At 36.5% G+C, this 17,985-nt stretch carries 30 protein-coding genes; 10 read left to right on the top strand and 20 right to left on the bottom strand.

Annotated features, from left to right (window positions below):
* Position 1 precedes the first annotated feature (1 nt).
* The 10 genes from ACGE0T_RS14230 to ACGE0T_RS14185 all read left to right on the top strand — a co-directional run bounded on the left by ACGE0T_RS14230 (position 2) and on the right by ACGE0T_RS14185 (position 7,315).
* Complete coding sequence (locus ACGE0T_RS14230) at positions 2–490, top strand: hypothetical protein (protein ID WP_459187283.1); 489 nt, start codon at positions 2–4, stop codon at positions 488–490.
* Positions 491–510: 20 nt separating this feature from the next.
* Positions 511–816, top strand: coding sequence for a hypothetical protein (locus ACGE0T_RS14225; RefSeq protein WP_459187282.1), 306 nt, complete (start codon positions 511–513; stop codon positions 814–816).
* Between the two features lie 326 nt (positions 817–1,142).
* On the top strand, positions 1,143–1,490 hold the full coding sequence (locus ACGE0T_RS14220) for a hypothetical protein (protein ID WP_459187281.1): 348 nt from the start codon (positions 1,143–1,145) through the stop codon (positions 1,488–1,490).
* 17 nt (positions 1,491–1,507) lie between these two features.
* A complete protein-coding gene (locus ACGE0T_RS14215; protein WP_459187280.1) occupies positions 1,508–2,950 on the top strand; it encodes a D-Ala-D-Ala carboxypeptidase family metallohydrolase in 1,443 nt (480 codons plus the stop codon).
* Positions 2,951–3,899: 949 nt separating this feature from the next.
* Positions 3,900–4,793, top strand: coding sequence for a hypothetical protein (locus ACGE0T_RS14210; protein ID WP_459187279.1), 894 nt, complete (start codon positions 3,900–3,902; stop codon positions 4,791–4,793).
* Between the two features lie 12 nt (positions 4,794–4,805).
* A complete protein-coding gene (locus ACGE0T_RS14205) occupies positions 4,806–5,324 on the top strand; it encodes a hypothetical protein (protein ID WP_459187278.1) in 519 nt (172 codons plus the stop codon).
* A gap of 46 nt (positions 5,325–5,370) precedes the next feature.
* Positions 5,371–5,922 carry a hypothetical protein gene (locus ACGE0T_RS14200; RefSeq protein WP_459187277.1) on the top strand — a complete coding sequence of 184 codons (552 nt, stop codon included), beginning with the start codon at positions 5,371–5,373 and terminating at the stop codon, positions 5,920–5,922.
* Position 5,923: 1 nt separating this feature from the next.
* On the top strand, positions 5,924–6,199 hold the full coding sequence (locus tag ACGE0T_RS14195) for a hypothetical protein (RefSeq protein WP_459187276.1): 276 nt from the start codon (positions 5,924–5,926) through the stop codon (positions 6,197–6,199).
* A gap of 44 nt (positions 6,200–6,243) precedes the next feature.
* Entirely contained in the window at positions 6,244–6,654 is a 411-nt protein-coding gene (locus ACGE0T_RS14190) for a DUF7841 family protein (RefSeq protein WP_459187275.1), read from the top strand.
* 178 nt (positions 6,655–6,832) lie between these two features.
* On the top strand, positions 6,833–7,315 hold the full coding sequence (locus ACGE0T_RS14185; protein ID WP_459187274.1) for a hypothetical protein: 483 nt from the start codon (positions 6,833–6,835) through the stop codon (positions 7,313–7,315).
* Positions 7,316–7,423: 108 nt separating this feature from the next.
* Here the strand turns inward: ACGE0T_RS14185 and ACGE0T_RS14180 are convergent, their stop codons facing one another.
* From ACGE0T_RS14180 to ACGE0T_RS14085, 20 genes are all read right to left on the bottom strand, one after another.
* The gene (locus ACGE0T_RS14180) at positions 7,424–7,570 is read right to left on the bottom strand and encodes a hypothetical protein (RefSeq protein WP_459187273.1); all 147 of its coding nucleotides are present in this window, start codon (positions 7,568–7,570) and stop codon (positions 7,424–7,426) included.
* Positions 7,571–7,587: 17 nt separating this feature from the next.
* Complete coding sequence (locus ACGE0T_RS14175; protein WP_459187272.1) at positions 7,588–7,905, bottom strand: hypothetical protein; 318 nt, start codon at positions 7,903–7,905, stop codon at positions 7,588–7,590.
* Between the two features lie 17 nt (positions 7,906–7,922).
* On the bottom strand, positions 7,923–8,456 hold the full coding sequence (locus ACGE0T_RS14170; protein ID WP_459187271.1) for a hypothetical protein: 534 nt from the start codon (positions 8,454–8,456) through the stop codon (positions 7,923–7,925).
* A gap of 188 nt (positions 8,457–8,644) precedes the next feature.
* Positions 8,645–8,893: a hypothetical protein gene (locus ACGE0T_RS14165; protein WP_459187270.1), complete on the bottom strand. Its 249-nt coding sequence runs from the start codon at positions 8,891–8,893 to the stop codon at positions 8,645–8,647.
* Between the two features lie 26 nt (positions 8,894–8,919).
* Positions 8,920–9,357 carry a hypothetical protein gene (locus ACGE0T_RS14160; RefSeq protein ID WP_459186698.1) on the bottom strand — a complete coding sequence of 146 codons (438 nt, stop codon included), beginning with the start codon at positions 9,355–9,357 and terminating at the stop codon, positions 8,920–8,922.
* 36 nt (positions 9,358–9,393) lie between these two features.
* Positions 9,394–9,624 carry a hypothetical protein gene (locus ACGE0T_RS14155; protein WP_459187269.1) on the bottom strand — a complete coding sequence of 77 codons (231 nt, stop codon included), beginning with the start codon at positions 9,622–9,624 and terminating at the stop codon, positions 9,394–9,396.
* Positions 9,625–9,635: 11 nt separating this feature from the next.
* The gene (locus ACGE0T_RS14150; RefSeq protein ID WP_005812713.1) at positions 9,636–9,845 is read right to left on the bottom strand and encodes a hypothetical protein; all 210 of its coding nucleotides are present in this window, start codon (positions 9,843–9,845) and stop codon (positions 9,636–9,638) included.
* Positions 9,846–9,851: 6 nt separating this feature from the next.
* A complete protein-coding gene (locus ACGE0T_RS14145) occupies positions 9,852–10,097 on the bottom strand; it encodes a hypothetical protein (protein ID WP_459187268.1) in 246 nt (81 codons plus the stop codon).
* 17 nt (positions 10,098–10,114) lie between these two features.
* Positions 10,115–10,285 (bottom strand): hypothetical protein, encoded by a 171-nt coding sequence (locus tag ACGE0T_RS14140; protein WP_459187267.1) that lies wholly within the window; start codon positions 10,283–10,285, stop codon positions 10,115–10,117.
* Between the two features lie 15 nt (positions 10,286–10,300).
* Positions 10,301–10,738 carry a YopX family protein gene (locus ACGE0T_RS14135; RefSeq protein WP_459187266.1) on the bottom strand — a complete coding sequence of 146 codons (438 nt, stop codon included), beginning with the start codon at positions 10,736–10,738 and terminating at the stop codon, positions 10,301–10,303.
* Positions 10,739–10,744: 6 nt separating this feature from the next.
* On the bottom strand, positions 10,745–11,176 hold the full coding sequence (locus ACGE0T_RS14130) for a hypothetical protein (RefSeq protein ID WP_459187265.1): 432 nt from the start codon (positions 11,174–11,176) through the stop codon (positions 10,745–10,747).
* 202 nt (positions 11,177–11,378) lie between these two features.
* Entirely contained in the window at positions 11,379–11,624 is a 246-nt protein-coding gene (locus tag ACGE0T_RS14125) for a hypothetical protein (protein ID WP_459187264.1), read from the bottom strand.
* 13 nt (positions 11,625–11,637) lie between these two features.
* On the bottom strand, positions 11,638–11,778 hold the full coding sequence (locus tag ACGE0T_RS14120; protein WP_186928876.1) for a hypothetical protein: 141 nt from the start codon (positions 11,776–11,778) through the stop codon (positions 11,638–11,640).
* 205 nt (positions 11,779–11,983) lie between these two features.
* Positions 11,984–12,625 (bottom strand): hypothetical protein, encoded by a 642-nt coding sequence (locus ACGE0T_RS14115; RefSeq protein WP_459187263.1) that lies wholly within the window; start codon positions 12,623–12,625, stop codon positions 11,984–11,986.
* Positions 12,626–12,637: 12 nt separating this feature from the next.
* Positions 12,638–12,880, bottom strand: a complete 243-nt coding sequence (locus ACGE0T_RS14110) for a hypothetical protein (RefSeq protein WP_459187262.1) — start codon at positions 12,878–12,880, stop codon at positions 12,638–12,640.
* A gap of 17 nt (positions 12,881–12,897) precedes the next feature.
* Positions 12,898–13,320: a hypothetical protein gene (locus ACGE0T_RS14105; RefSeq protein ID WP_459187261.1), complete on the bottom strand. Its 423-nt coding sequence runs from the start codon at positions 13,318–13,320 to the stop codon at positions 12,898–12,900.
* A gap of 27 nt (positions 13,321–13,347) precedes the next feature.
* On the bottom strand, positions 13,348–14,184 hold the full coding sequence (locus ACGE0T_RS14100) for a phosphoadenosine phosphosulfate reductase family protein (RefSeq protein WP_459187260.1): 837 nt from the start codon (positions 14,182–14,184) through the stop codon (positions 13,348–13,350).
* A gap of 39 nt (positions 14,185–14,223) precedes the next feature.
* Positions 14,224–14,658: a hypothetical protein gene (locus ACGE0T_RS14095; RefSeq protein WP_459187259.1), complete on the bottom strand. Its 435-nt coding sequence runs from the start codon at positions 14,656–14,658 to the stop codon at positions 14,224–14,226.
* A 243-nt stretch (positions 14,659–14,901) separates the two neighbouring features.
* On the bottom strand, positions 14,902–17,316 hold the full coding sequence (locus tag ACGE0T_RS14090; protein WP_459187258.1) for a DnaB-like helicase C-terminal domain-containing protein: 2,415 nt from the start codon (positions 17,314–17,316) through the stop codon (positions 14,902–14,904).
* Positions 17,276–17,959, bottom strand: a complete 684-nt coding sequence (locus tag ACGE0T_RS14085; RefSeq protein WP_459187257.1) for a DUF6291 domain-containing protein — start codon at positions 17,957–17,959, stop codon at positions 17,276–17,278. Before ACGE0T_RS14085 ends, ACGE0T_RS14090 begins: the two co-directional genes overlap by 41 nt.
* Positions 17,960–17,985 lie beyond the last annotated feature (26 nt).

Raw genomic sequence — 17,985 nt, 5'->3', positions numbered from 1 at the left:
TATGAGTAACGAAATTAATACCGTAGGAGCAATACAAGATAGATGGGGAAGCTATTGGGTTGAATTACCTCGTTCTCTATGTTTGACTAAAGCAGAAATATTAGGTAGTAATGCGTTCAATGTCATTGGTAATTATGGTGATACGGAGTGTCCTGTATTAGATGATATAGTCAAGAAAAATGTCGTCACAAACAGATATGACTTTTACACTTCAGTAGGAACACTATCATGGAATATCAATGGAGACATAAATGAAAAGTCCACATTGGTAACCTGTAATTATCTGACTATAACCAACGGTGTTATAACAAATACAGAGAAAAGGAATTGGAGCATTAAAAGCTATACCAATCAGGGTAGCTGGAATGTTCGAAAAGTTGGAGACTATTTATACTGTAGCCCTCGAATGATTGACGCTCCTTCGAGTGTAGTAACATTACAGGCTGATGGTACAACACAAACTGCCACATTATTCTTACAACAAGTATAAATCATATAAAACAAAACATTATGCAAATCGAAAAAGTAAACAAAACAGACGTTCAAGTACTTGTAAATGCGACTGGAGCAAATGTCGTATTTAAAGATATAAAAGTTGTAGTATGTGCTGAAAAGGTCAAACAGGCACAAGGGCAAATATATCTATTGAATGATGTTTCAAAAGTTGTCGGTAGCTTTTCTTATTCAGCAAATTCAGCAGCAGGAGGTAACTATATAAATGTATCTGTTCAGGTTGATGTCCTTTCATCTGTCTCAGAAGACATCATCTCCTTTATCAACGCTATTGAAGCAGACACAAACATTGTAAATTTATAAAAAATGGAAAGGATTATAAATCAGGGATGGGAATGCCCGAAATGCGGTAGGGTGTATTCCCCTGCAACTCCAATGTGCTTTCATTGTGTCCCTGTCAAAGGTATGACTATAAGCACGACAGGGACGGGAGGTTTGAATATACAGGTTGTCCCAACATCTGCGATTATTCCTTCAGAGGACAAGAGGCTGAGACAAGAGTCAGAGAGAGTTGTTAATGAAGGATGTCGTCAATCATAAACATTTAAAATCATGGAAGTTAAGAATAAAACAGAAAGCAAATAAACGGTTGCCATAGTTCAATTGTAAAATCATCAAAATTAAAAATTATGACTATAGAATTGGCAGATATATTGACTATTGTAGGGGCAATGGGAGGTATAGAAGGTATAAAATGGGGCGTAAGGGCATGGGTTAATCGTAAAACAGATGCAAGAAAAGAAGATGCCCAGGCCGATGTGGAAGAGTTCAAAGCATTACGAGAGTATAATGAATTTCTGCAAAAACAACTCTCCGATAAGGAAGAACGGTTTGTAGAGCAAACTGGTAGGCTTCGGCAGATTCAGGATGAGCTTTTTACTTTGAAAGAGAGTTATTCAAATGTAAAACTTGAACTTGCTTTGAAAAAGTGTGAAAAGAAAAAGTGTGGTAGTCGTGAGCCACCAAATGGATATTAAAAAAAGGAGGAACAGAAATGAAAATCAGTGAAAATTTTGAGCTGAAAGAGTTTACAGAAAGCAGTACCGCAAAGCTAAAAGGCATATCTAATAACCCGGGCGTGCAAGAGGTCAAAGCGATTGAAAACCTTGTAATAAAACTCCTGCAACCACTTCGATTGGTTTATGGAAAGCGGATGGTAATAAATTCAGGTTACCGATGTCCCGAATTAAATGCGGCAGTCGGTGGAGTTCCTACCAGCCAGCATTGTTTCGATATGGACACAGAAATATTGACCGACCGAGGCTGGGCTACTCCGAATACTATTGATGAATGTGATCATGTATACAGTTATAATATCGAAAACGGATTTATCGAACTTGTACCTATTGATAATGTGATCAAGCGTCATCATAAAGGAGTAATGATATGTATCCAGTCGAAACATACAGATATAATGGTTACAGACCAACACAGGATGCTTATAAGGTATGACACAAACAAGTACATTCGCAAAGGTGGTTTCAGCATGACACCGAAAGCACAGAAATACTTCGACTCATTAAAAACAGAGAACGACAAATATCATATCGAGCTTATAGGAGATATTTATGGAAGGCGAAGAAGGTTTTTGTGTGCTGGGATGATGGAAGGGAGCGCAGAGGTTGATATACCTTTGTTAAAAATGTGTATGGCTGCTATCTCTGACGGTTATTTTTGTCACAAAAACAGAACTGTAGCATTAGGATTTCGTTTTAAAAAGATACGAAAATGTCAACAATTGGAAAATTTGCTACATGAATTGGACTGGTATTACACAAAAAAAATCGACAAGAACGGTATATATAATTATTATTTGCGTAGTTCTTATGCTGGGCAAGTTTATGATATTATCGGACCAAATAAGATAATACCTAAGTGGATATTAAACATAGGTAGTGACAATTTGCGCGAGTTAGTTCAATATTATTCATTCTATGATGGGAGTTGGGATAAACGTGAGAATTGTGAAAGTTTTAGTATATTTTCTTCTATAAAAGAAAATGTAGATACAATACAGGCTATGTGTGCCCTTAGTGGAATGAGAAGCCAGTATTTAAAGAAAGACGCAGGGGTATATAATATTAAGGGTAGTACAGGTCCTAAGAAAGAAAGCTATCATGTTACTATTAACCCGAACAAGTTCGAAACGAAAGTAAAAGAAGATAGTTTTTCCATTGCTGATTATGATGGACTTGTATGGTGTGTAAACAATCGGAACACAACCCTTATTGTTCGTAGAAATGGGAAGATAAGCATTCAGGGTAATTGTAAAGGCGAAGCGGCAGATGTTGCCTGTGAACACCCTTCCTACCTTGTTGAATGTTTGAGGAAGTCCGGTTTAGACTTTGACCAGTGCATTCAATATTCAACTTTTGTTCATTTGTCTTTGAAACTGTCCGGGCAAAACCGGAAGCAATATTTAAAAGGGAAGTATTGATATGAAATTCATAAAGCTATTAGTCGGTCTTTTGTTTTTACTTCTATTGATTGGATGTAAAAGTAAAACAATATACGTTCCCGTAGAAAGCGTTAAAACAGAATATCAGGACAGGATTGTTCGAGATTCTATCTATCAGCGAGATTCAATTTTCTTTGCGATAAAGGGAGATACTGTTTTTATCGAACATTATAGGACTTTATATAAAGACCGTTTTTTACGAGACTCAATATTCATACAAGATACTATTCGTGTGCCATATCCGGTAGATAAGATAGTCGAAGTGAATCGGCTTAAATGGTATCAGGAAACTCTTATATGGATAGGTGTATTATCGTTAATAATAATAGTCTTTTGGGTAATTAAGAAAAGAGTTTAGGTTTCAATCTCCTTTGGGGCTGGGAGAATAAATAAAAGCCCCCAACGTATCCGTTCAAATTGCCACATAAAAACTGATACAAATGCAAGCGTAAACACCCGCACGTTGGAGGCTTTAATGTCTTCAACATGGATGTTTATGCTTTTGTCGCATTTATATGTTTTTATGCGGCGAAGCAAAGGTAAATATAAAATTCAAATAATATGTGTAAGTCAGAAATCTTTGCCGAATTATTGGACGCAGTCGCAAAAGAGACTGAAATTTCAAAGGAACTTATACTTTCAGAGTGTAAGAAGTCAGATGTCGTAGACGCTCGTTCTATACTTGTTAAACTGTTGTCTGATAAAGGCTTTTATCCTACACAGATAGCAGAAATGATGAATAAGAAATACCACACTATCAAGAAAATACTTAAATGCTATCCGGTACGTGAACTAAATTGTAAAATGTTATCTACTTATCTTGAACGAATAAATAACTACATGTTAACTAATTGATATTTAAAGAGGTGCGTGATAAGTATTTTTGTGTTGTCCAGTAATGGTGCTGGAATAATACAAAATTAAAATCATGGATAGAAATTATTTTATTGGAACTCCCGAAGGAGGAAATTCCGGTGGAAGTAAATTTGACATTATGGCATTTCTTCCAAGTCTTATGGGAGGTGGTGGAAAATCTCTTGACCCCAATTTGGTAGCTGCGTTGATGAACAACAAAGGTAATCAAGACGCATTTGGCGGAGGTGGTTGCTGGTGGATATGGATCATCCTGTTATTCTTTGTCTGGGGAGGCTGGGGCGGCAATGGCTTCGGCAACAATGGCGCAAATGGTTTGCCTGCTCAATTGAATAATGATGCCGGACGTGAACTTCTTATGAACGCAATTCAAGGTAATGGACAGGCAATAAGCCAGTTGTCAAGCTCACTTAATTGTTCTACTCAACAGTTACAGAACGCTATTTGTCAGATTCAGGGACAGATACAGAACGTGGGTAACCAGGTAGGCTTATCTTCTCAACAGATTATCAATGCTGTTCAATCCGGTAACAATCAGTTGTTGAGTCAGATCGCTTCATGTTGCTGCGATGTTCGTAACGCTATCACTACCCAGGGTTACGAAAACCAGTTAGCAATTGTAAATCAGACAAATACATTGACTGGTACGGCAAACACTCAATTCAACATCTTAGGAGCTAAGATTGATGCTCAGACTCAGATTATCAATGACAAATTCTGTCAACTTGAAATGCGTGAAATGCAGAACAAGATTGACACTTTGCGTCAGGAAAAATCAGCTTTGGAACTGGGTATTTCTCAGGCTGCTCAGACTGCAAACATTGTGTCTCAGCTTAAGTCTCCGTGTCCTATTCCTGCTTATTTCGTTCCGAATCCGAACTGTTGCAATCAGATGCAAGTGCAAGTTACTCGTGAAGGTTGCGGATGCGCTTATAACGGCTTAGTGTAAGGGGGGGATAGTATGACAGCAAGATTAAATGTAAGAGCTTGCGTCCCCAGAGTTGACGTGAACGGAATTTATGTCTTATCTACGACAGGCAAGGTTGTAACTACTCCTACGGGCGAAGAATCACAAATAGATTTCGGACTCAACCCATTTGAGTGGTGTGCGCTTCCTGAAGTTGGAGTGCTAATCTGGCGAGTAAGACATCCGGTTACGACTACAGAGGCTTCTTATGCGGTTAACGTTGTTGTGCCTAACGGTTATGCAACTACAGTTCCATCGCAAAATACTCAAGTCGGAACAAACCGGATTCCGGTGGTTGACCATCATAATGTGCAGGTAATAGGAAGTGACGTAAATGTCCCGATAGATTCCGGTAGCGGATCTCCTGTTTTAGGTGGTTACACAGAACACATTGTTTGGTTTAATAAGCCTCAGGGGATATTCCGCCTGTTAGGTGTAAAATCCTCAAACAATCCTACTCCGACTGCTCAGGGTAATACTCCAGCAGAAGCAAGCGTAGCAAAAAGTAAATGATGAGAGTCCGGGGGTAATCCCGGCTCTCTTTTAAATCAAGAAGAAAATGACATTTAAGGAACTTAGAGAAGGCAATCAATATTTTATTCTGCATAAGACAGATAAGCCATTTTGTGAAACAGGAAGTGTGATAGGTGTAAATAATTTACGTCCTAAACCTCAAAATATGGTAAATGGTTATCCGGCTATGCAACCCGAAATGATTATTGACATATCGGTTAAAGTTGGCGATGATACGGTTAAGCTGTCATCTGTTCCGGCAGATAAGGCTATTGCGGATTACAAACCGGAAAGCGGTGAAAAATTGGTATTATCATGTGATATAGCAATGATAAATCAAGAAATCAGCGCTATGCTTCAGAATAGTCAACAGATTTTGGCTAGTATAGATACTCATAAGTCTATCATTGACAATTGCGAACTTATGCTTAACCAGCTCAATCCCCAATTTAAAAAAGAGAAAGAGCAGGAGAATAAGATTCAAAGTCTTGAAAATGAGATTGCGGAGATGAAAAAGATGTTTGGCGGCGGATTTGAGGAACTTAAGTCTCTTCTTCTTGATAAACAGAGTACTAACAATAAAAAAGCAACAACGTAATATGGGATCAAGAAAATTAGAAGAGCTTTACAGAGAGTTCGATGCCTATGAGGACGACGATTTGATGGAAGCTATGGAAGAGGCCTATAAACTCGGCTGTAAAGAAGGCAAGAAAAAGGCTATGGAAGGCGGCATGGGATTCAGAGAAGATGACGATGATGACAATGACGATTTTCGCCGGGATTGGTCGAGAGGCGGTGACGGTTATGGAGAAAGGCGCGGTGTAAAAGGAACCGGTCGTTACGCGGGAGAGTACCGCAGACGTAGACGTTATTAATCAGAAGGGGGACGGTGTTCCCCTTCATTAAATTTGGAAATAATATGAGATTAGATATGTATGACGACTTCCCATCTGGCATGAAGGCTTATCTTTCACAATATGGCTGGCATTTTTCTAAGGCAATGTGTGAATGGGCTGTGTCCATGATGGAGAAAGAGGACGGGAACGGAAAGAAAGTGAAAATCACACCTTGGACAAAAGAGCAGGTAGATGAACTATTGAAGAAATACAGTGTCGAAGTCAAGAAAAAAGGCGGCTTCGATTATGTGTACGCTGCGAATATGTGTAAAGCTGATTACTTAAATTCTTCTGTGCCAAACGAGCAGTATGTGGCACTTTATATTAAGAATGTTTGTGATGATCCGGATGCTTACGAAGGTATTGTTTTCACCCGCTTTTATGCAGATATGATTGGTTCAGGAACGCCTATAATTTGGGAGGAAATGCTTTAATGAGTGGCTGGAGTTACATATTTCGAATCCTAAAGGGAGAGTCCCCTTTGGACGTGTTGGCGAGTATGCCTGAAAAGGATTACGAAAAAGTATCCTCAGTAGTAAACAATTTAAAGAACACTAATCTTCCGAGGCAGCAAAGGCGCAAGATAGAACGTAAATTCAACTCTTTAAAACGATGATATACCGGGAGCTCTACATATCAAAATATGACTGGCTTGTTCATGTATTTTATCATGTTACATGTTATTGGACAGATGAAATAATGAAATGTCTTGAAAATATTGATTGTCCTGAAGAAAAATTAGAGGAATCATATCGTAATTTAACAGCATGTAGGCTCAATACAGGATTGACCTATTCTAATTATCGTTTAAAAGAATCAGTGATGGTAATTGGAAAGACATCTTCTCCTAAAGAGTTTTCAGACTCTCTGATGCATGAGCTAAGGCATTTGGAGGATCATATATCAACAGTGTTCGATATGCCAGTGGGAGGGGAGGAAATTGCCTATTTATCTGGATATTTAGGAAAAAAGTTATCTAAAGATGTTCAGATGTTTATTTGCAATTGCGATAGTCATAAACATAAAATAAAAAGTCTATGCGGAAGAAAGAAAAAAAACAAAAAAGATGCAGGGAGACTATTCAAAAAGAGATAGAATTTCTAATAGACTCCCTGGATTTTGAGCCCATAAATTTTAATGAAATTTTATGCAGGTTGCATTATTTAATGCACTTAGCTTAATAATGGATAAAGGTAACGTCTATTACAATTTAATATTCATCACCTCCCTTATCCACTCCTTATAAGGCTGGATAGGCTTTCCGTACAGCTTCATGCTGAATTTATAGCTTTCATACATTTTCTTACGAAAATCTTTGGGTATTGTTTTTTTTAGTGTTCTTAGTTTCATTTGATTTATTATTTATCTTATTCATAATCATTCGCTTTCGCCCTCTCATAAATCAGGTCAAATGCAACCTTAGACAGGGCAACATCAACGCCACCGACATTGTCTATTCCATTATTGTATTCTGCAATTTGTTCTAAGACCTTGTCTCGAAGAGTCGCTAAAGCTTCTTTCAGTACTTGCTCTGATTCTTCAAGAAGTAAGCGGAGTGATTCATCCAGTTCTTGACCTTTTTTGCGCTTTACAACCCATCCTAAATTATCAACTAATTGCTGTGAGTTATATGCCTGCCTGCGTATTTCTTCAAGCGCAAGACAAATTAGTTCGTAATTATTCATACTAATTATTTTTTTTGTTAGTTATTATTATTGGTTTTATAATAGTTGCAATAAGCATCATCATGTATTTTTATATTAATCAAGGGAATCAATAAGCATTCAGGATCATCACAAATGTTATAACTATAATGTTTGCAATTTTTACATTTAGGTGACTCTTCTTTATATCCCATTCTTTTTAAAAGGTTAGCCTGCAATTTGGAATCAGAAAATTTAAAGTCATCATCCATATCAATAGTCTCTTCCCTTTTTAAAAGTGCCTTTGCAACTTTTCCTACTCTCAATAAGTATTCATTCCACAATAGTTCATAAGGAATAAGGTTTTGAAAAATAGGACTGTATCCGCATTTTATATTCATTTCTTTTACTTCGAGGGGAGAACAAAGCATACCGCCATGATTTGCTAGATTATAATCTGGTTTATCAGGGAATTTTTCTACATTTGTCTTAATAATCTGAAGGCTTTCTTGTTTGTCTTTTCCCTTGCATAACAACTGAGTCTCAATGAGATTCATAACGGCATTAAGTTCTTTATACTCTGAATATTCCATGTTTTACACCTTTTTGTTAATTGAATATTCCAACTCTGTAATCAATGATACATTACAAATAGCTCTCTGTCTCTGCCACTCAAGGAATTTATTTTGTAATTCCTCATTTTCTGAGTTAGATATTAATCTGAGTAGGTCAGATTCTATTTTGCTAAGTTTTTCAACTTCGATTTGATGTTTACTTTTGCTCATGCATTTTTAGTATTAAGGAAGTTGTTAATAAAATCATCTACAAATTCTTTAGCTTCTTCATCATCCATACCGTTCTCATCGCAATAATCCAGAATGGCTTGTTTTATCTGTTCTTCGGTATATGAATGCTGTCTTTGCCATTCGACACCGGCTATAAAGCCTTCTCTCTTATGAGAACATTCGGCAACCGGTAATGTATGTGCTGGGTATTTTGTAGCCGCAGCAATTTCTAGTTTTTCGTCCATAATATTCAGTATTTTTTAGTTTGGAATTAATAACATTTTTCACAAAATACTCCTCTGGGGGTATTATACACTCCTTCACCCGGTTTAATAACCTTTCCGCATTTCTTACATTTAAGTCTTGTGTCTAAAGGTTTAATAGCATCGAAGTATGGAAGACGTATTGTGTTAGGTATTCCATCTACAGCCACGTCGTGCAGAGCTATCCCTTTCTCTTTAGCCATCTTGGCACCAGCAGCGATAACATCCTGCCAAGAATTAAAAGCAGCAACTGCATCCCCTTCTTCATAACAGTAAAACCTGTCATGAAGCTTTTCTAATTCTTCCTTGGTGATAGGTCTTTTCAGCTCAAAGGATTCAAATCCGACCATCTCTCTTAGCTTCCCGTAAAAATGCCTTGCATCGCTACTTATTCCTCTAAAGGAAGTTATTTCTATTATCGCCTTCGGATGATTTATTCTTTCCATGATTCATTTATTCTTATATTAGTTATATGTTAAACGCTACTTTCCGAACTTTTCATTATAGGCATAATCATCTTTTAGATGCAGTTCTTTCCTTATCTTTTGAAGTGAATCTTTCGCCTTTTTCACTTCTTCTAATTTTGATTTGTAATTGTTTGTGACTTCGTTGAGCCCCAATTTTTCAACATTTTCTATCTTAGTCTCTAACATTGCACCAGCATAGCACAAAGCATATGATATAGCATCTATATCCTTGTATTTTATATTCATATTCTTTAGATTTACTTTAAATTATCCTTGTATTCTGTGAGTAATTCTCTCGTTTTATCAGACATTATTTCTGTTTTAAGAATACCCTCAATTTCTTTCTTTTCAACGCCAGCAGCTTTGAGCTGTGCATTTGCTGTCACGTCAAAATCACGTTGTATTTGCGCTAATTCATCCGTATAGGATAAAAAGCAGTTCCACCATCCTTTATCAAATTGCTTCATTTCTTTTTAAGATTGAATTACGTTAAAACCATTTTTTGTTTTAATTATAGTTCCTCCAACAGGTACAATTTTTTCACCATCAGGAGTCTTTATTATTAAGTTCCCTAGAGAACAAGGTCCATTGCAAAAATCCACTCTAAAATATTCTCCACATGTTTTTACATCCATGCTGCTCTCCACACTATCGCCTGTTAGAAAGTTATATACCTCCACCACATTTCGATTGCTACCCGTATAAACTATTTGTTTCATGACTTTTTATTCTTGAATTAATTGTTTAATAAATCATATAGTTCTTTTGCTCTGGAATAAGTGTCAAATCCTTTCACATTCCGCCATTTTCCGGAGAGAAAACCACTCTCATATACTTGTACCCAGTAAACTGTTATAGGGATACAGCCATTATAAGCGCTGCCATGAATTATTCTATATCGCTTCATGCCTTTTTATTATTGTTATTCGTTAATTAATTCGGGGTTGTCATAGATATTACCTTTAACTACAAACATTTTGCGTGTCTGTTGAAGAGTATTTTCTACAAAGCCATCCCATCCAATCCAGCATCCTTCTTGGGTACACCATTTAACCTCAAATGAAAGTCCTATGCGATGTTTTCCAATCGTTGTAATATAGTCAAGTTGTACAATATCACCCTCATAAATCTCCTTGCCGCTCCTATCGAGTAGCCCTGTGAACTGTCCGATGGTGTCATGGGCAACTTCACAATCATTTACAACAAATACGAAATTATCTGTTGTAAAACTTGCTATATTCTCAAAGATTACAGGTTTGTTAATGTTTAAAGAGCATAAGTTAAAAGAATAATTGGCAAGATTTCCATATATCCATTTACTGTCCTTGATGCGTTTGCCTCTAAATTTAATTGTTCTCATAATTTATTACATTAGAATTTTATACAAGCATCCTGCAAATGCAGCCCATCCAGAAACGGCAATAGTCCAAAGGATAAATCTTACTATTTGAAGCTCACGTTTCTGTTTTGAATATTTATTTATCAAGTAAATAGGTTCTCCGTACTTTTCCATAACTTCGTCCAACACTCGTTCTTTAATATATTTACTTAGTCCATCTCTCAGCTTTTCAGAGATAAAAAATTTATCATCTTTATACCAAACGGATGTAAAACAATTGAAGTTATGAGTATAAGAATATTCATTATTACGACCCGCTTCAATCTTTATGTTGACACTGGCCACACCCTTTTCTTTGTACATGGCTATTGCCTTATCCTCTATCTGTTGTTTATTGAGAGATGCTAATTCTGCTAGCCTGTCATACTCATAGTTGCTTAATTGTATTATCTTTTCCATGTTTCATTTATTATTATGTTTGATAAGTTGTTAATATAAATTCATCTCCCGATTTGTCCCAGCATTTAATATTGACTGCGTCACATTCTCCTTCCTTATAGAAAAAACATCCGAAACATGGCTCGTTCTTGCCGAGACAAGGAACAGCGATCAGTTTTACTCCATCTTGGGTTGTTATTATATCTCCCTGTTTCATGACTATTTAGAGTTGATTTATAAATTCAGTCATATACAAACACTGCCGGTTGCAATCTGTCAGATGCTTGCACATCTGGTCATTGTCTTTCGATAAATTAGGACAGCATTTCCAGTGAGCTTCAATCGCTTTTTGTTTACACCATTCGGCTCCGGCTACAAAAGCATCTATGATATGTTCTTGTTGCACGCCATCCCAGCCGTAATTGAGCACATTATCCTGACAGTATTTTTTTGCTTCTTCTTGTTTCATAATCTTTTAGTTATTAGCTGATTACAACATATCGTTTATCTTTCGTCTGTGAAGCGTCATCGACTTCCACTTGGTTCATATCGCCACAATCCAAAATCACTGTGGCGTTAGGATTGTATTCTTCCAAGATGCTTATAAGTTCTTCAACTGTCATAACTCGTTATTTTTTTATTTGTTAATCTTCTCATACTTCAAACCAAAGCACCACTTTATCATAAGCTGTTTAAATATACCGATAGGTTCATATACAGCTATTGTAGTTCTTGTTGCCTTATGGACAAGGTACCCAAATACTTTTGGTGATTCTATTCTAATCGTAGCATCTTCCATATATTCGTTCTATATTTTCTTAAGATTTACTATTTCACTAATTCAAATTCATAAGCCCAAACCAATGGGTTTCTTTCCCAAGTACCTTTTCCGACTATCTTATCAATGAGTATCTCAAAGGCTTCTTTGGGGGTACAGTATGGTTGCTTATCATTAGGTATATAATAAGCATCCATGAAGTGAGTTTCTGCGCTTCCACATTTACCTTTAATAATCCCTTCTGACAGGCAATCTTCTACAGATATGTCTTTCAAACGCTGTACCTTTATGTTAGTGATTTTTATTTTATTCTTGCAAGCCTTAGCTAATACAAACATTTTATTATTCCAACCTGCCGAATCCCTCATGAAACCTCTTATACCTAAATCTTTAGGGTCTCTATCTAACGAGTCAGGTGCGTATCCTAATGTTTTGTATGATTGAGCTATTGCTATTATTTCTCCAATCCGATATATAGGATAAAATATCATACGTACATTATCATTACTATCTCGCCACTGTATGAGTTCTCCGTTACATTGACTTTCACAAACAACTAATTTATCTGATTCTATGTAATATTTTGAAGCCAATTTCTCAGGTATATAAAAAACTCTTCTTGTCATTGTCTTTCGACCTTCCAGCACGGCCTTTGTTAGACCGAAACGATCATTGAACATTATCTTTTTCATACTTCATATTTTTTATTTACTGATTAAACTATTCAATTTAGCGACAATCACATCTTTCTCGATTGATATGCTATTGCCTCTTTCATCTACACAATCTCGGTAGAAATCCAACACATATCTCTTAGCGTCTTGGTACTTTTTTGCAGAAATCAAAGGCTGAATTTCTTTTTCACAAATTGCAGCAAGTTCTTCTTCTTTTTTATTGATTTCCGATTCAAGACGTATTATTTCTTTTATTAGCTCTTGTTTATCCATGATTCCTTTCTTTATAGTTATAAATATTTCTTTCTCCCTAAATTGTACTTCAAAACAGGAATGCTTTTCATCTCTGGACTGAAATGAAAGTACTTTTCAATCAAAGGGGATAAAGCATCGACAGCCTTCTCTTTAAATTCCGCTTTATGTTTATCCAATATTTGAGCTTCTGATTCCCAATCCATGCCAAACGCAAAGTCGCTGATTGAACATTCCAGGTTGTCTTGAATATCATCTACTATACTTTCTACTGCCGACTTGATAATAAATTTTTCAACTAACCCTATAATTATTACAGATGAGTTTTCTTCATCTCCGTCGTATTCATCAACCTTTAAGTCAAACTTTTTTTGTGCGTTTTCAATCGCTTGTTCGATAGAATCAAAAACTTCGCTAAACCGTTCCTGATTATCAGGATACCACGTATATTCTTTTTTCATAAATGTTCCTTTCTATTTAGATGATAGTTAGTTGTTAACTAATTGATTAAAAAAATCTTTTTGAATAATCTCCTTTGCATTGAAGCCAAATAAACCTTTCTTCTGCTCGTGAAATTCTGCAATAGGTATTTCATTGATGTAATAGTAGAAAGCCTCGTATCCGTCCGCAAAATTGCGAGCAAGGAAACCACTCGGATGAGTATTCATGTATTTTTCAATGGCTACTATCATTCTTTTGGCATAACCGGGAAACATCTTGAACTCTAATTGCATCTGCTTAAAATTGCAGAGAGGGCAACCTACACACCCGTGACGTTTCAAATTGTATGGAGCATCGTAATACTTTGAATATGGCAAATCATAATAACGAATATAATTCCAAACATCATCTTCCGTCCATCCGAGAATAGGCAGAATATGTATCGCTCCTTGCATCCACTTACGAGTATCGCACTGCTCCGGCTCGTAATTTTTCCGATTCCGGCTTTCCTCGGCTCGCATACCTTCAATACTACGTCTGCCAATTCCATAACGTTCCTTTAACACCTCACAGCAGAACCGCCGAAGTCGTGACGGAAATCCCTTTTCTTCAATCAATTTAAAGAAAGACTTCTCCGGGTGCATAATATGCACTTGTGGATAGTTCTTCTTTATAAAACTGATTGTACCCGGCGGGTCTACTGTGGTATTAGCGTATATGGCATTGAATTTTATACCGGAATGTTCTGCAAGATGGAGAATTACAACGCTATCTTTTCCACCAGAGAAGCCGAGATTTAGAGGCTTGCCACGTTCCATACTGCGTAGAAAGTTTATTGCTTGCCGAATCTTTAAGTATAATTCCCAACTAATACTTTTGCTCATAATTTTTTATAATTCCGCTTTCATTTTTTTTAAAATTTGTTACGAATTAATTTTCAATACTTTATTTATCTTTGAATCACATCTGACGGTAGGTAATCCTTCAAGATATTTAATGAACCACTTACGCCCTTTGTACTGAAACAAAGAATGTTTAATGGCTTTGTAATAATCATATCTGCAATCTTCAAGGATACCATCAGGAATACCTTTTTCTATCAGATTATCTATAATCCCATCAACTAAAGGGTATTCATCGCATTCTCCCCAATAGTCCCAAATACAATAATAAACTTCATCAAGATAGCCATACCAACTATAAGATGAACCTTTGTTTTTATATTTCTTCCTAGTCTTTTTATATGATGCCCAATACAAATTAGGCATATCTGACAAAAGCCCTTTCCGGTAGAGAAGCCTAACTATCCGTTTCTCTTGCTTATTCCACACTCTATTTGATTTAGGAGTTCTGCTCATGATTTGTTAAAATTGAATATTATTAACTATCTCTTTCTGCAAGCACACACCCTGCACCTGCGTTCAATATCACCCCTGTCTTTTTCCCTGAACAGGAAAGGACATCCGAACTGCTTGTCCAGCGCAGCAAAGAATCCGCACCTATCAGGCTTGTCGAACATTTTTGAAAACATAGATTGAGGGAGCGTAACAGCTTCTAAGGCTTGCTCCGTTGTTAGTTTATGATAGTACATGTTATTGTGATTAAAAAGGTGAATAAGAAACAGGAAAAGGGTTATCTCCTATCTTCTTGTATTGACTGTCATTGTAGAAAATGACTGAATTATTCCGTGCGCCTTCTCTATATTTTGAAATGATTATTTTGCCTCTATTCTTCCAAGGAACTCCGTTAGAATCTATAGCATCAGGCTCATAATAATCAGGTCGGTGAATAAATAAAACAATATCTGCATCCTGCTCTATATCTCCTGATTCCCTTAAATCCTCCAAACGGGGTTCTCTTATCTCTACCCCTTTTTGTGGTCTGCTTAACTGAGATAAAAGAATAACAGGAATATTCAATTCCTTAGCCAAATTTTTAAGCTCTCCTGTAATATATCCAACTTCGAGATATCTGCTTTGAAATGCAATATTTGTCTTTATAAGCGTAAGATAATCAATTATTAACAAGTCAAGTTGACCTTTTCTTTTAAGCCTTCTCGCTTCTGATTTGATATTGCTAAGATTTCTTATGCTACTTCCTCCCGCAATATGGATAGGAAGATTCCATAATTTTCCTGACATTTCATCTATTGCGCCCCATTCTTCAGGTGACATTTGACCGGTTCTTAAGTTATATCCGCTGATTCTTTCATCTTCAAGCAAAAATCTATTAACTAATTGAGTCGCTGTCATTTCAATAGATGCAAAAAGTACATGTTTTCCTGCTATTGCTGCTGCTTTTGCAAAGGCTAAAGCGTGCTGCGTATTATGAGTAACAATATAATCATCTGTGATAAATAATGCTTTTTCATGCGAGACCGAAATACATTGGCATTCTACATATCTATTGGTTGGAGTTACAGACACAATTGTCAAAGGTTTACATTTCCTTATTCTTGCTCTTTCAGATTTTCTTGGAAGCGTAAAACATTCATGAGGATTCGGCGCTGTTATATATAATCTATACGAGTCGCGTTTACGTTCACCGTATAGATATGATCTTCTTTTTGATAAAGAACATTTATATCCAAGAGACCAGCATAAAGTCTGTACATCTTTGGCTAACATAGGACTAACCGTATTGTAACAAATAGCTCCATTTTTATCAATATCTCCATCAGTGTCTAAAAGACCATTTAATAACATGATACGCTGCTCTCTACAACTTTCCAAATAACATTTTGGGATAAACTTTTCATGAGAACACTTTCCGAATAACCCTAAATCATGCAATGCTCTTCTGTATTTATTGTCTGATTTTTTATTTGCATTAATAATAACAAAATAATCTCTAGTTTTTTTTACTTCATAATCGACCATTGATTTAATCTTATCGACAATAAATTGATCAGGCTTACACCAGACAACTCCACTCCCTAAAATCCCATCTCCAAGTAGTACTCCCATAAGGTATGGGGGTATAACAAATTGTTTATCAGTACCTGTAATACCAGAAAATAAAGGAATACTTATTCTTTTTTGATATTTAGTCATAGACAAAAGATTCATTATCTCAAGTGTAGATAAGACCTTATTTGCGTTTTTGCTAAATTTACATGATTGAACGCTCCAAAGATGACTCCCGCAGCATTCTATTTCCCTTCCATCTGAAAAAAGAATCTTATAAGTCTTCACATGACCTTGTGGAAAAACACCTGTAACAAAGGAAGGCTTGCCATCAATAGAAGATACTTCATCTCCAATACGGATATCTTTGTTTAATTTCCAACCATATGGCGTTAATATCTTAGCATCCATTCTAAGCGCTTTTCCCATAGAAGGTCTTCCGCCAACGACTATCAAATCAGGGGCTCTCCACCCACCTGCGAAAATATCATTCAATGATGATAGGTTTGTAGGTATAGCTACATGCACTCCCTTGTTTCTTAAACTTTGCGTGTTTTCTGCCTGTTTAAGGGATTCGGAAATAGCCTCGGATAAATTTATCGATTCTTCATTTGAAGTGTCAGAAACAAGCTCTGTGTAGTCCTTTTCGAGCTGTTCCATTGTGTCTGATATATCCTCCGATGAGTCATAAGCACTAGATTGCGCTTTTGATGTTATTTCAATCAGCTTCCTTGCCATCGATTTGTCTTTGATAATTCGGGCATGGTAGCCGATATGCGAAGCTCCTGCAACCTTTGATGATAATTCTGATATCCTATAAGCTCCTCCGATATTTTTCAACTCTCCCATGCTATTTAGTTCCTCTGTGACTGTAAGCATATCAATTGGTGCACGCTTACTTGCCAGATTGCGCATAGCTTTGAAAATAATAGCATTTGACTGATTATAAAAATCATCAGGGGATATCACATTGTCTATTTTACTAAAAGATGATGGCTCTGCAAGCAAAGCACCTATGACGGCATCTTCGAGCTCCAGTGCATTAGGCATTATTCTGCCTATAGGGGCATCAATCGATGACAACCGGTTTTTTTGTTGATTCTTTGTCATTCGTTACAATTTCTTCAAGTTCTACTTCCCACCGCCTTTGATTTATCCAAGTTGACAAATTTGCATACTCAGGCACAAATTGTCCGGCGGATCTTTTCTTTTCTCTCCAAATTTCAAGCTTTTGAATAGCGGGTAACAGCAGCTTTACTGCGTCTTTGTAGTCCTTATGCTTTTTCTTGAAATTGGAAAACTCTGTCTCTAGTCCTCTTTTCGTTCCGGGATATTGTTTTCGAAAAATCTCAAATTCTTTTTTTATATTTTTTTCTTTAATATCATTATCATTATAGCTATCTTTGCTATCGTTTGCTATATTATTATAGCATTTGCTATCTTTGCTATCATTTGCCATTTTTGGTACATCTTTTTGTTGTTTACAATTCCACCTGCTGTCAGAACCTTTACGCCCAGCTTCCTTTCTTTTTTCTACAGTTTCCTCATAACGTTGAGTGTTGTAGTCGATTTCCTTCTTTATGAAAGAGAATGCCATTTTAGCCAACGGTTTCAGCTCCGAAAGTGTCCCCGATGCGGCATACTCGATAATCGCATCGTACACTTCAAGTCTGACCTCCGCAGGGTATTCCATAAGCACCTCCTGCCATTCACAATTAAAGATGAAAGTTTTATTCTTTATTTCTTTTCCCATATCCGTTCCTTTATGTGTAGTCCAGC

Source organism: Parabacteroides sp. APC149_11_2_Y6 (assembly GCF_054506995.1).
Note: the sequence above shows the minus strand (reverse complement) of the source record. Positions and strands in the feature narration are given on the sequence as shown.

Bases quoted from the DNA above. Each gene is read 5' to 3' on its own strand.
- ACGE0T_RS14085 (WP_459187257.1), bottom strand. From the start codon at position 17,959: ATGGGAAAAGAAATAAAGAATAAAACTTTCATCTTTAATTGTGAATGG.
- ACGE0T_RS14145 (WP_459187268.1), bottom strand. From the start codon at position 10,097: ATGAAACAAATAGTTTATACGGGTAGCAATCGAAATGTGGTGGAGGTA.
- ACGE0T_RS14175 (WP_459187272.1), bottom strand. From the start codon at position 7,905: ATGAATAATTACGAACTAATTTGTCTTGCGCTTGAAGAAATACGCAGG.
- ACGE0T_RS14190 (WP_459187275.1), top strand. From the start codon at position 6,244: ATGAGATTAGATATGTATGACGACTTCCCATCTGGCATGAAGGCTTAT.
- ACGE0T_RS14225 (WP_459187282.1), top strand. From the start codon at position 511: ATGCAAATCGAAAAAGTAAACAAAACAGACGTTCAAGTACTTGTAAAT.
- ACGE0T_RS14140 (WP_459187267.1), bottom strand. From the start codon at position 10,285: ATGAAGCGATATAGAATAATTCATGGCAGCGCTTATAATGGCTGTATC.
- ACGE0T_RS14105 (WP_459187261.1), bottom strand. From the start codon at position 13,320: ATGAAAAAAGAATATACGTGGTATCCTGATAATCAGGAACGGTTTAGC.
- ACGE0T_RS14155 (WP_459187269.1), bottom strand. From the start codon at position 9,624: ATGAATATAAAATACAAGGATATAGATGCTATATCATATGCTTTGTGC.
- ACGE0T_RS14125 (WP_459187264.1), bottom strand. From the start codon at position 11,624: ATGAAACAAGAAGAAGCAAAAAAATACTGTCAGGATAATGTGCTCAAT.
- ACGE0T_RS14220 (WP_459187281.1), top strand. From the start codon at position 1,143: ATGACTATAGAATTGGCAGATATATTGACTATTGTAGGGGCAATGGGA.
- ACGE0T_RS14090 (WP_459187258.1), bottom strand. From the start codon at position 17,316: ATGACAAAGAATCAACAAAAAAACCGGTTGTCATCGATTGATGCCCCT.
- ACGE0T_RS14210 (WP_459187279.1), top strand. From the start codon at position 3,900: ATGGATAGAAATTATTTTATTGGAACTCCCGAAGGAGGAAATTCCGGT.
- ACGE0T_RS14110 (WP_459187262.1), bottom strand. From the start codon at position 12,880: ATGGATAAACAAGAGCTAATAAAAGAAATAATACGTCTTGAATCGGAA.
- ACGE0T_RS14230 (WP_459187283.1), top strand. From the start codon at position 2: ATGAGTAACGAAATTAATACCGTAGGAGCAATACAAGATAGATGGGGA.
- ACGE0T_RS14160 (WP_459186698.1), bottom strand. From the start codon at position 9,357: ATGGAAAGAATAAATCATCCGAAGGCGATAATAGAAATAACTTCCTTT.
- ACGE0T_RS14135 (WP_459187266.1), bottom strand. From the start codon at position 10,738: ATGAGAACAATTAAATTTAGAGGCAAACGCATCAAGGACAGTAAATGG.
- ACGE0T_RS14200 (WP_459187277.1), top strand. From the start codon at position 5,371: ATGACATTTAAGGAACTTAGAGAAGGCAATCAATATTTTATTCTGCAT.
- ACGE0T_RS14100 (WP_459187260.1), bottom strand. From the start codon at position 14,184: ATGAGCAAAAGTATTAGTTGGGAATTATACTTAAAGATTCGGCAAGCA.
- ACGE0T_RS14170 (WP_459187271.1), bottom strand. From the start codon at position 8,456: ATGGAATATTCAGAGTATAAAGAACTTAATGCCGTTATGAATCTCATT.
- ACGE0T_RS14130 (WP_459187265.1), bottom strand. From the start codon at position 11,176: ATGGAAAAGATAATACAATTAAGCAACTATGAGTATGACAGGCTAGCA.
- ACGE0T_RS14180 (WP_459187273.1), bottom strand. From the start codon at position 7,570: ATGAAACTAAGAACACTAAAAAAAACAATACCCAAAGATTTTCGTAAG.
- ACGE0T_RS14115 (WP_459187263.1), bottom strand. From the start codon at position 12,625: ATGAAAAAGATAATGTTCAATGATCGTTTCGGTCTAACAAAGGCCGTG.
- ACGE0T_RS14215 (WP_459187280.1), top strand. From the start codon at position 1,508: ATGAAAATCAGTGAAAATTTTGAGCTGAAAGAGTTTACAGAAAGCAGT.
- ACGE0T_RS14095 (WP_459187259.1), bottom strand. From the start codon at position 14,658: ATGAGCAGAACTCCTAAATCAAATAGAGTGTGGAATAAGCAAGAGAAA.
- ACGE0T_RS14185 (WP_459187274.1), top strand. From the start codon at position 6,833: ATGATATACCGGGAGCTCTACATATCAAAATATGACTGGCTTGTTCAT.
- ACGE0T_RS14165 (WP_459187270.1), bottom strand. From the start codon at position 8,893: ATGGACGAAAAACTAGAAATTGCTGCGGCTACAAAATACCCAGCACAT.
- ACGE0T_RS14205 (WP_459187278.1), top strand. From the start codon at position 4,806: ATGACAGCAAGATTAAATGTAAGAGCTTGCGTCCCCAGAGTTGACGTG.
- ACGE0T_RS14120 (WP_186928876.1), bottom strand. From the start codon at position 11,778: ATGACAGTTGAAGAACTTATAAGCATCTTGGAAGAATACAATCCTAAC.
- ACGE0T_RS14150 (WP_005812713.1), bottom strand. From the start codon at position 9,845: ATGAAGCAATTTGATAAAGGATGGTGGAACTGCTTTTTATCCTATACG.
- ACGE0T_RS14195 (WP_459187276.1), top strand. From the start codon at position 5,924: ATGGGATCAAGAAAATTAGAAGAGCTTTACAGAGAGTTCGATGCCTAT.